The organism is Pseudomonas sp. PA-7-1E (genome assembly GCF_021605325.1).
In the GTDB taxonomy this organism is placed as follows: Bacteria; Pseudomonadota; Gammaproteobacteria; order Pseudomonadales; family Pseudomonadaceae; genus Aquipseudomonas; species Aquipseudomonas fluorescens_BV.
In genome coordinates, this window is sequence record NZ_WKFA01000095.1 from 1 (window position 1) to 9,194 (window position 9,194).

General features: G+C 52.7%; 11 protein-coding genes, 1 pseudogene and 1 riboswitch. Of the genes and pseudogenes, 5 read left to right on the top strand and 7 right to left on the bottom strand.

Annotation, left to right across the window (positions count from 1 at the left end; genetic code table 11):
- Positions 1-126: 126 nt before the first annotated feature.
- From GIW79_RS28795 to GIW79_RS28805, 3 genes and pseudogenes are all read right to left on the bottom strand, one after another.
- Positions 127-303: pseudogene (locus GIW79_RS28795) on the bottom strand (CrcB family protein); the annotation flags it as partial.
- Positions 304-441: 138 nt separating this feature from the next.
- Positions 442-503, bottom strand: a riboswitch (Fluoride riboswitch).
- Positions 504-647: 144 nt separating this feature from the next.
- Positions 648-983, bottom strand: a complete 336-nt coding sequence (locus GIW79_RS28800) for a hypothetical protein (protein ID WP_131670596.1) — start codon at positions 981-983, stop codon at positions 648-650.
- Between the two features lie 473 nt (positions 984-1,456).
- Positions 1,457-1,939, bottom strand: coding sequence for a helix-turn-helix domain-containing protein (locus GIW79_RS28805; protein WP_131670597.1), 483 nt, complete (start codon positions 1,937-1,939; stop codon positions 1,457-1,459).
- Between the two features lie 230 nt (positions 1,940-2,169).
- Between GIW79_RS28805 and GIW79_RS28810 the strand changes: the two genes are divergently transcribed.
- The 3 genes from GIW79_RS28810 (at position 2,170) to GIW79_RS28820 (ending at position 3,524) form a co-directional block, all read left to right on the top strand.
- Positions 2,170-2,562 carry a DUF6957 family protein gene (locus tag GIW79_RS28810; RefSeq protein WP_131670598.1) on the top strand — a complete coding sequence of 131 codons (393 nt, stop codon included), beginning with the start codon at positions 2,170-2,172 and terminating at the stop codon, positions 2,560-2,562.
- Positions 2,563-2,603: 41 nt separating this feature from the next.
- The gene (locus tag GIW79_RS28815; RefSeq protein WP_131670599.1) at positions 2,604-3,050 is read left to right on the top strand and encodes a hypothetical protein; all 447 of its coding nucleotides are present in this window, start codon (positions 2,604-2,606) and stop codon (positions 3,048-3,050) included.
- Between the two features lie 90 nt (positions 3,051-3,140).
- The gene (locus GIW79_RS28820) at positions 3,141-3,524 is read left to right on the top strand and encodes a hypothetical protein (protein WP_131670600.1); all 384 of its coding nucleotides are present in this window, start codon (positions 3,141-3,143) and stop codon (positions 3,522-3,524) included.
- 41 nt (positions 3,525-3,565) lie between these two features.
- Here the strand turns inward: GIW79_RS28820 and GIW79_RS28825 are convergent, their stop codons facing one another.
- On the bottom strand, positions 3,566-4,174 hold the full coding sequence (locus GIW79_RS28825; RefSeq protein ID WP_131670601.1) for a hypothetical protein: 609 nt from the start codon (positions 4,172-4,174) through the stop codon (positions 3,566-3,568).
- Positions 4,164-5,294, bottom strand: coding sequence for an XRE family transcriptional regulator (locus tag GIW79_RS28830; RefSeq protein WP_131670602.1), 1,131 nt, complete (start codon positions 5,292-5,294; stop codon positions 4,164-4,166). Before GIW79_RS28830 ends, GIW79_RS28825 begins: the two co-directional genes overlap by 11 nt.
- 235 nt (positions 5,295-5,529) lie before the next feature.
- Between GIW79_RS28830 and GIW79_RS28835 the strand changes: the two genes are divergently transcribed.
- Both GIW79_RS28835 and GIW79_RS28840 read left to right on the top strand, forming a co-directional pair.
- On the top strand, positions 5,530-7,518 hold the full coding sequence (locus tag GIW79_RS28835; RefSeq protein ID WP_131670603.1) for an ATP-binding protein: 1,989 nt from the start codon (positions 5,530-5,532) through the stop codon (positions 7,516-7,518).
- Positions 7,519-7,644: 126 nt separating this feature from the next.
- Entirely contained in the window at positions 7,645-8,292 is a 648-nt protein-coding gene (locus tag GIW79_RS28840; protein ID WP_131670604.1) for a transglutaminase domain-containing protein, read from the top strand.
- A gap of 31 nt (positions 8,293-8,323) precedes the next feature.
- Here GIW79_RS28840 and GIW79_RS28845 read toward each other — a convergent pair whose 3' ends face one another.
- Together GIW79_RS28845 and GIW79_RS28850 are read right to left on the bottom strand one after the other, a co-directional pair.
- A complete protein-coding gene (locus tag GIW79_RS28845) occupies positions 8,324-8,800 on the bottom strand; it encodes a hypothetical protein (protein WP_131670605.1) in 477 nt (158 codons plus the stop codon).
- Positions 8,797-9,006, bottom strand: coding sequence for a hypothetical protein (locus GIW79_RS28850; RefSeq protein ID WP_127649286.1), 210 nt, complete (start codon positions 9,004-9,006; stop codon positions 8,797-8,799). The genes GIW79_RS28845 and GIW79_RS28850 overlap by 4 nt, the downstream gene beginning before the upstream one ends.
- Between the last annotated feature and the right edge of the window lie 188 nt (positions 9,007-9,194).

Below are 9,194 nucleotides of genomic sequence, written 5' to 3' on the forward strand. Positions count from 1 at the left end.
ATAGGAACGGCGTGTTGGCTGCATGAAATACCCGCTTAAAAGGCTAGAACTGGTGCCCACTTAAATGTAAGTGCACACCATGTCTTGGCTTTGCAGGGCTGGGTAGATGACTTGGCCGTACGCATACGGGGAAGCGGCCAAGAAGGCGATGGCCAGGCCGATGATGTAGCCCCCAACCATGTTCGCGACCACAGTACCTGGAGGAATCGTAGGAAACAGAGCATTCAGTTTCATGCCCAATATCCAGCGCAACCAGGCTCCAAGTGAAGCGCCAACGGCGATGACCATTAATGACTTCAGCATGGCGAGCCCACCTCATCAGACCTGAGTGGACTAACTCGCAAGCGGCTCGCGCTGAAAGAAAAGGGAAACTCGGAGGGTAAGATCATAGCCTGTCCTAAAATGGAGGACAGGGAGACGCACCTACGCACCCTGTCCAGGGTTCACGTAGGCATCATCAGCACGAAGGCGGTTAAAGGAGGAATGCCATCTCCTGATCTGATCCTATAGCATCAGCGCCAATGGCATCAAGAGGCATCAAGAGCAGTTGCATGTAAGCGATCTGAAGGCCCTTTAGCCATGCAAGATGTTTGATCAATGATCCATGTACGGGCCGACCCTTTGCACGATTAGGTCATTTGGCGCATTTACATGGATTTAACCGATACCACTTCCACGTACTTGTACTTCTTCCTAGCAGCCTTCACAGCCTCCTGCTCAGCAAGCAATGAGCTCAACGTATCAGCCTCGTGAATCAACTCGACCATTTTCCCTTCAAACTCGTTTCCAACGCGTAACGTGACCCTCAACCTGGGCGTGAATGCTTTCGCTACTTTCTTCTTGGCTGCTGGAGCGACCACCGGTTTCGCGAGCACAACTTCTTCCACTGGCTCCTCTACTACAGGAGCAGACATCTGCTCCTCGGACTGAGGCGTACCGAATAACGCACGACGCATTTCTTCTTCAGTTAATTCAGAGTTCATAGAACATCTCAAAGGGGGCCGTAATCAGCTCGACGAATTCTACTAGGATGGCTGCTCCAGCGTGTCCTCTGGAAGTATGTATGAATCACCCGTTGCTCGACCTACATTCCTAGATCGACCTCGAGCCTGGCCCCCTTCAAGCTGGGCGGCAGCTTTTCGACTGGCATGGCCTTCAACAACTTGTCGGCGAGATGCTCCGCGTGAGCCGAATAGATCGCGATCCTGTCTGGCTCTAGTGGCCTGTAAGGTACTACCGCACCGACAGATGCTTGGGCAATTCTCAGTATATTCAGCACGTCATTGCTAATGTGAAGACTTTCCAGGTACTCGACGGTTGCGCGTGCTCGCGGCTCTGCCTTTGTCCATAGTTCGACAACGATGTGATGAAGCCCTACGGGCCAAGGTGTTGCAGAGCACTCTTCCACAGCAAACCTTCTTGGGACATTTTCAGCCTGGTGCTGGTCATCCAGAAGTCACGGCTGTTCGGGCTTGGTTGTTTTCAAATACCTACGAACAGTCGCTTCAGAAAGCCCCAACCTTTCCGCGATCTCAGCAACAGAAATTCCCCACTGCTTCAATCGATTGGCCTCAATGGTATTTCTAGCCGCATCAGGACGAGCTGGCCGCCCAGGACGTGGCTTTCCAGTTCGAGCCTGCGACTCAATCTCAAGATCGATCCCTGCCTTCCTAATTCTTGCGAGTTGCTTCGTAAGACGTTTCTGACCGTCCTTGAATGACTCGTGATTTTGCATGGAGGTCGCCATCAGCAGGAGCGTAGCCGGATCGAGGTCTAGGATCCCGGCGAGCCTCACCAGGACGTCGAGTCCAATACTGACTTCTCCGCGCTCTATACGGCTGAAATGAGAGCGCCCAAGATTGTTGATGTCCTCTTGGGACAGACCTTGGCCTCTGCGAATTCCACGAACCACGACAGCCAGTGCTTCTGCCGCATCCATCGGTATTTTCCCCAACCAAATCTGAGGATAAAGCCACACCCAGTCGCTTCATAACACGCCCAATCAGGTTCGTTATGATTGCCTTGGGGCTTATCTAGAGGTTTAATAGCTTTACCCATGCGCCACGGCCACGAAAAAGCAGCCCTGTCGTGGATCAGCCAAGCCATCGTGAACGGCGGGCAGAGAGAGTTGAATTGTCAATTTGATGGTAATTACTGAGGGGAAGCCTTATGGCTAGCGTCGTAGAACCCGACTTTATGAAGGGGCCACGTACACCACTGGAAGGCCTGTCGAGCAGCTCTGATGCACGAGCGCTGGCGAACCAACGTTTTCCCGAAAAGCCTTACTGCTTGGTTCGAGACTGGACAATATTTCGCATTGAAGTCACCCGCGACGAACTCTTCAAATGCCAAGCAGCGGGCCAGCTCCCGATGATCCTGTTTGCTCACAACGTGGCAGAGGACAGCCAAGGTCGTTTCGAACGCGGCGATTGGGTTCGTTCAAGCATGTGCACAGGTCTCCACGACGGTGTTGCGTTCGAGACCAGAAACTCTATTTACGTGTTGATTGGCCCTGGTCATGAACAGCTCGCGAGCCTGAAAGACGTTTTCTCCCTCTTTTAACTGCGCTCTATATCGGAGCCCGTTCAGGCCAAGGACATACGATGTTTAGAACACACGACGCCGACATGCTCGGTCTACCAGGTATGTTTGGTGAAGGTCAGTACCAATGGCATCAGGTATCCAAAGTGCTTCGTAATCACTGGTATCACGTAACTGTCCAGGCCAAGTACGAGGACAGAATTTCAGAGGCGGTTCTGATGATCGACAGCGAACCACGGCTTCAGCAACTGCTGATTTCCCAGGACGCGGAGACGATCATCACAGAGGTGCAAGTAGTCACACCTGCCCACATGAATGGCACGGGAGTTTGGCGCATGGAGAAACTGACCAAAGTGACGCTTGGTGAAGACCAAAACGAGTGTGTTGTGTGCCTGCTAGAGGTGGAGACCGGCTCCAAATACCACAGCTCTCACCAACCTGGCTTCAACACTGATGTGCTGAGCAACCTTCGTCCGATCTATCACGCAAACATGATTCGTACAGCCTGAGATTTACCAAGATTCCTGCACGATACCAGCACAGTTGGTTGCGTGTGGTTTTCCTGGTAACGCCATACTGGCTGCGAAAGGAGCGCAATTATGCTGAACACTGTGGATGTGAATCTTCATGGAAAACGACATACAGATTTCGATCTTGCACGAATCCTAAAAGCACAGGCGCAAGGCTTCGACAAACCGATAACAGCCTATCTCTGCGGAGTATCCATAAAGGCTCGTGCTGGATTAGGCGTCGTGTTTGGTCACAACCGCAAAGACCAATATGGACGGTTCGGCGACGGTCACCTGATCCGGACTTCTGACGTGATTAAGGCGGAGCGCGAGGGCCGATTTTGGGTACTTACCACAGAGAATTCACGCTACGTGATCGCGACGTTTCAGCACGGTAATGGGCGTGCGAGTCTTCGCCAGTTTCTGCGATTGTCAGACGGCCAACACCATCTTTCCCCGCACTTACTGCAGTAGTGGCGCAGCCCTCAACGCCCTCATTCTGCGGTATGCCTTTTTCAAAGCAAGGCATCGAAATCTGGTGTCTTGTTGGAAGCATGGATGTTCAGCCGGCACTGCAGCGCCATACCGTAAGCTGTCTCCAGATGCGTAGCCAGCGAGCCACCCATTTCGATATGTTGAGATAAAACCACCTGGTGATCTGCATCTGTAAGAACATTGGTGAAAATGAGCCAGGAATGCATGTGTGGCGTTGTCTGGGTTATCGCTTGAGCAACACTTTCTGAGAGAGCTCTGGCCTTGCGATCATCAGTGATGAAGGCTTGGCGGATTCTGCTTGCGAAGGCGATTGACGACAGCTCGCCTTTTCCGAGTTTTTTTCGGCTTTCAAGGGCTGCGATGGCTTGGAGATCGTCAATGCTGCAGGAATGGGACGCGAATTTGCCCTTGGTCTGCTCTTGCTTGAGGCGCTCTCTCAACTCGAGGTCTGCTTCGGTGGCGGCTGTGCGGGGCTTGACCAGGCATTCGTATAGGACGAATCCAGTCATGCAGAACTCACACTTGGCTTCTTGAGCTGCCGCATACAGTCGGCGCGAAGACAAAATGTTCCACACCGAGCAGGTGTCGGCCACATTGATCTTGTGGAATTTCGATGGATCAATAGCCATGTATTGTCCTTCCATATAGAGAGGCAAGTGCTGCCAGTTCGCCATAGCCGCAGAGAAGAGCTTCGGCCAGCCTGCCGAGGCTGATGATGCCTTGGCTATGTGCGTCCAGGCAAAGCTTCACGTAATGGTCGGACAGACCGCGTTCGAGCAGAGCGACTTTTCTCGCGCGTTGCTGGAGGGTGAGGCTCTCAGGTAGTTCGGGGTCTATCTTGGCTTGTCGAGTAACACGGTAACCTCGGATTCGTCGACTGGTATCAATGTCGGCTCGCTTCGCGGCCTTCAAGGCTATACCCAAGGCGTCACAGCTCACTCGAAACTTATTAGCCCATCCTTGAGCTTCCTCTTCAGACCAAGTAGTTGGGTCAGGAAGCAAGCTGAGCGTTTCTGGAGGCATGAGGTAACAGGAGGCGAACCTATTCGCCCGCACCTCCCGGATGTCTTTGTCTCCCGGGATGGTTACGCTTGCTCCTTCTTCACTATCAAAAATGCAGTGAGCCATCTCGTGCGCTGCACTGAATCGCTGTCGGTAAACGTCCTCGGTGTAGTTAACTAAAATGCATTTGCCGGCGACGGGGTGCATCACAAAGAGGCCTGAGATTTTGGAGTTGTCTAGCTTTCGCCGGAACACATGCACACCGACTGAGCGAAACTCGGAGTAGATGTCTCGGGGCACCTCTCGGTCTGTATGACCCATTTGCCGGCGAAATGCCTTTGCCGCGCCCTCGGCATGAGATAGGAAGTAGTTACCCCGTGGGGTGTAGGCAAAGGTACTGACAGCACCACGGAGTTCTTGGGTTAAAAATTCTTCGGTTTCGCAGATGTACAGAAACTCTTGAATGGCAGAGCGATCTTCCTTCGAGAACTCACGGCCATGCGCCCGGTAGAGCGTTTCAGTTTGCTCAAATGGGGCGACCTGCTCGTTTGAAATAAAGAATTTGAAGTCGCATCGATAGTAGTCGGCAAGGATGAGCACCTCGTCTCCGGTAGGCTCCAACGCACCTTTCTCGATACTACTCAGGCGCTCAACGTTGATTGCTGTGAAAGCTGCGACTTCGTCAACGGTTCGCTGAAGCTGAATACGGTAGCGTTGAAGCTTGTCACCAAGGGCCTGGAGATTCATGCGCTGTTTGACGTCCTGTTAGGCAATGCACCGAGACATCATAGTCGGTTTTCAAGGCGCTCCACTTCTCGAGTCCACATCTATATCGCTTTATTGGAGCTTGAATCGCCGGATTGTTAGTTGGATCGCTGAGGGTGCGAGTCTTCCCCATCTCACCATTCGTTGAGGTAGCATCAGCAGCACAAACTGCGCTTACCAGCCCAAACCGCGCTATGCAATTTCCAGGAGGAAGTCCATGTCCGACGAATCTAGTCGTTTGTCTTTGTTTGAAGAGGACTATCTTCTACGTGAGCTTGGGCCTGTGGCCCATGTACCGCAGGTGGCGCTTACTGAGCTGGTCGCGAACGCTTGGGATGCAGGCGCAAGTCTAGTTGAACTGTTTCTTCCATCTGAACTGGGTGGCACCTTGACTGTGATCGACGATGGTCATGGCATGACGCCCAAACAGTTTAGTCGGCGTTGGATGACGCTTCGCTACAACCGACTGAAGCATCAAAGCTGGAAAGTGGAGTTTCCTAAAGGGAAGGATGGTAAAGCCAGAAAAGCTTATGGCCGAAATGGTGTCGGTCGCCACGGACTTCTCTGTTTCGCGGATGAGTACCGTGTAGAAACATGGCGAGATGGGATACTCAGCACATTTGTCGTGGGTACGGAATCAGGGCCGAGTCCATTTGTGGTTCGCTCTGAAGAGTTCAGTGAGCGAGAGGGTGAAGGCACTAGGTTGTCGGTTGTAGTCAATCGCAAAATGCCCGACCTTGAAGAAATCATCACCGTTCTTGCAGCACGCTTCATCCACGATCCTGGATTTCAGATCCGAGTTAATGGAACCCCCCTGACGTTAGCAAAGCTTGAGCAGCACGCCAGGTCGCACACGCTGACCCTCAGTGAGGGGCGGACGGCGAAGGTGATCGTTATTGATTCTACTCAGCAGAATCACTCATCGATTCATCAAGGCGTTGCGTTTTGGGTAGATCATCGACTTGTCGGTGATCCAACATGGGCTATCGGTCAGGTAGCAAATTTCGATGGCCGAACTCGATTCGCCAAACGGTACAAGATCATCGTCGACACTTTGGGTTTCGAGGATCACGTACTTGCGGACTGGACAGGATTTCGTACAACGCCAGCAGTAAAAGAGTTGTATCAGGCTACAGCCGACCACATCAGTCAGGTTGCTGATGAGTTAGCAGCAGAAGTTGTCGAGTCCACTTCAGAAGACGCTCTTGTCCAGAATCGTGCTGAACTCAAGTCGTTGGGCCAGGGGGCGCAGCTCGAAGTCACTGAATTTACCAAAGCTGTTGCTCAGGCGCATCCGATGGTATCTCCGGAGTTTTTGGCGACAGCAGTCAAAGCGGTGATCAATCTGGAAAAGTCCAAGAGTGGGGCTGCGCTCCTTCATAAACTCGCCAACCTAGATACAAAGGATGTTGAGGGACTCGATACGTTGTTGGCTGATTGGTCTGTCAAAGACGCACTTCGCGTGTTGGATGAGATAGATGACAGACTGAGCGTCATAGAGGCCATTGCTAGGCTGGCAGAGGATCCGAACACAGATGAGCTCCACACCCTCCACCCACTGATCCTGCGATCCCGCTGGCTTTTCGGCCCGGAGTTCGAATCAGTGGAATACTGTTCGAACACCACATTGCGAAGCGTAGCCAAACAGCTATGGGGCGACGGGGACGCATCGTTTCAGAACGAGAAAAAACGCCCAGACGTTGTTGTCTTGCCTGATCGCAGCATGGTGCAGCTGGTGGGTATAGAGCGATTTGATCCGCAAGACCCGACCATCGCGCAGATGCAGAACATCCTTCTGATCGAGCTGAAGAGAGGGGGATTCAAAATCAAGCGGGACGAGGTCAATCAGGCCGACGGTTATGTGCAGGATATTGCTAATTCTGGATATGTAAATGGCGCGCCCTTTGTCACGGCCTGGGTGGTCGGACAGTCAATTGCATCGGGAGTGGGTACCGAGAAAACTGTAGGTGATGACTCGCGCAAATATGGTCAAGTCAGAGCAACGACTTATGGGGCACTTGTGGGCACGGCTAACCTGCGACTGATGCGCTTGCGTAAGACGCTGGAGGAACGATATGACAACCTGCCAACCGACACGTTGCTCGCTAAGGTGTTATCGATCCAAGAACAGGCAACGCTCGATTTAAATACGTCAAACCCAGTGCAACATCAGGATGAGAGTGCTGCGCTGGCAGTCGCTCAGTGAAGCATCGTATCAATCTATGGGTTGATTACAGGTATTAGCGCCGTCGCAATTCCGGCCTGTCGTCAGCATCATAGATTTTTCCGCCTGTGCTGAAGCAATCAGCAAGGCTAGTTTTGCCAAAACCCAATGAAAGATACCTTCAAGCCGGTGTCAAATACTCAAGGACTCTTTGTGCCTTCAACTCTAGTAGACATTATCATCCGCGACCGAGGCGCGCAGGCTTATACCGATTACGCGGAGTTTCAAATTACCGATCCTGATGTGATCGTTAGTGCCGCTAGGCAAACGCTCGAATCGATCCCTCCATCATTTGGTTCTTGCGTCATGGTCAGTGCTGGCTTCACTGCAATTCTCAAATCTCAAGGGATACCCGCAGTTGTCGTCCTGGGAGACCTGCTGATTAACGGCCAGTATGCTTTCGAATGCAGGGGGAACATTCCAGGGGCAACCTACGAGGGAGAGTTTGTGGACGCCAAGTGGGACGGTCACGCCTGGGTAATGCTCGCAGGTGTCCTCTGCGACCTGTCGATCTTCCGAAGCGCCTACGCCACTAAAACGCCAAGCAACCTCAAAACCTTCATCAGCCAGCAGTTCGGTGAGGGTAAGGGAGCACTGATGTGTCCTCACGATAGCTTGCCGGTCGGCATGGAGTTTGTGCCCAAATTTGCGCTCAATGACGATCAGATTCTGGGGATTCTGGACGGTTTGTCCAGGCAGCACTTGAGACTAAGTGACGAAATTCGAGGCGGCATTCCCGGCTGTGTCGGGAGCTGAATACGGCTAGAAAATAAGGGCGGCGCTGACATCAGTGCGAGATTAGCCAGGCTTCCATTTTTTGCAGTCTGCCCATTTCGAGAAGCTTCGGTTTTCCTAAATCTAAAAGCATGAGTAGCTCTTGCCTGCACTCTGGTGATGAAAACCATTCAGCGACCTCGACATTGCAGTGCCTGGACTCACTCAGGGCCCATTTCACAACCATGTCCGCTGCTGCTCGGTAGTGATCCGCCATGAAGAGTCGTCGCCCCTCTGCAAACCAACCAAGCTTGGCTAGTTGTTCAGTGACGTCAATGACGCCCGCGTGATCAAAAAAACCGGTGGTGTCTGGATAGTGAATACCTGCCAGGGACACCTTCGCCGCCCCTGCTTCTCGGTCAAAGTAGGACAGAAAATGCCACCCACCTGTAGTGCTTCCAGCGTGCGGAAAGTTGATCGCGGCCTTGCCAGTGATGTAGTGCGTGCGGGAAACGCGTTTGAGATCAAAATCGAACAGTGGCTGCCTCATGGGAGCTTTTTGAGCCGGGCTAGACCCTGTTTGATATGACCAGCGTTCTCACCAATTGTGTAGAGCGCGCCACGAACGTTGTCCCCGACCTCCGCATGCCCCTGGGCTTCGACCTGGAGGGTCAGCTCCATGAGAGCAGCTTCAAGGGCGAGCTGATTTTGGTACATCCTTTCCAGCACATCTGATAGCGAGTATTCACTGGGCATCTACATGGACTCCTTGATGTCGACCCAGCATAGCTCGATGATGAGTCAGCAAGTGTCTTGCGTGCGTATTTCGGCCCATCGTGACCGCCCGTTTCGGTACATCGTGACCGCCCATTTCGCTAACGCGTGACCGCTCATTTCGCTAACAACGTGACCGATTTTCCGCCTGTTCCGAAACAGCCGGTCAC

Coding starts and splice junctions, on each gene's coding strand:
- GIW79_RS28800 (WP_131670596.1), bottom strand. CDS start 983: ATGAACTCTGAATTAACTGAAGAAGAAATGCGTCGTGCGTTATTCGGT.
- GIW79_RS28805 (WP_131670597.1), bottom strand. CDS start 1,939: ATGGATGCGGCAGAAGCACTGGCTGTCGTGGTTCGTGGAATTCGCAGA.
- GIW79_RS28810 (WP_131670598.1), top strand. CDS start 2,170: ATGGCTAGCGTCGTAGAACCCGACTTTATGAAGGGGCCACGTACACCA.
- GIW79_RS28815 (WP_131670599.1), top strand. CDS start 2,604: ATGTTTAGAACACACGACGCCGACATGCTCGGTCTACCAGGTATGTTT.
- GIW79_RS28820 (WP_131670600.1), top strand. CDS start 3,141: ATGCTGAACACTGTGGATGTGAATCTTCATGGAAAACGACATACAGAT.
- GIW79_RS28825 (WP_131670601.1), bottom strand. CDS start 4,174: ATGGCTATTGATCCATCGAAATTCCACAAGATCAATGTGGCCGACACC.
- GIW79_RS28830 (WP_131670602.1), bottom strand. CDS start 5,294: ATGAATCTCCAGGCCCTTGGTGACAAGCTTCAACGCTACCGTATTCAG.
- GIW79_RS28835 (WP_131670603.1), top strand. CDS start 5,530: ATGTCCGACGAATCTAGTCGTTTGTCTTTGTTTGAAGAGGACTATCTT.
- GIW79_RS28840 (WP_131670604.1), top strand. CDS start 7,645: ATGAAAGATACCTTCAAGCCGGTGTCAAATACTCAAGGACTCTTTGTG.
- GIW79_RS28845 (WP_131670605.1), bottom strand. CDS start 8,800: ATGAGGCAGCCACTGTTCGATTTTGATCTCAAACGCGTTTCCCGCACG.
- GIW79_RS28850 (WP_127649286.1), bottom strand. CDS start 9,006: ATGCCCAGTGAATACTCGCTATCAGATGTGCTGGAAAGGATGTACCAA.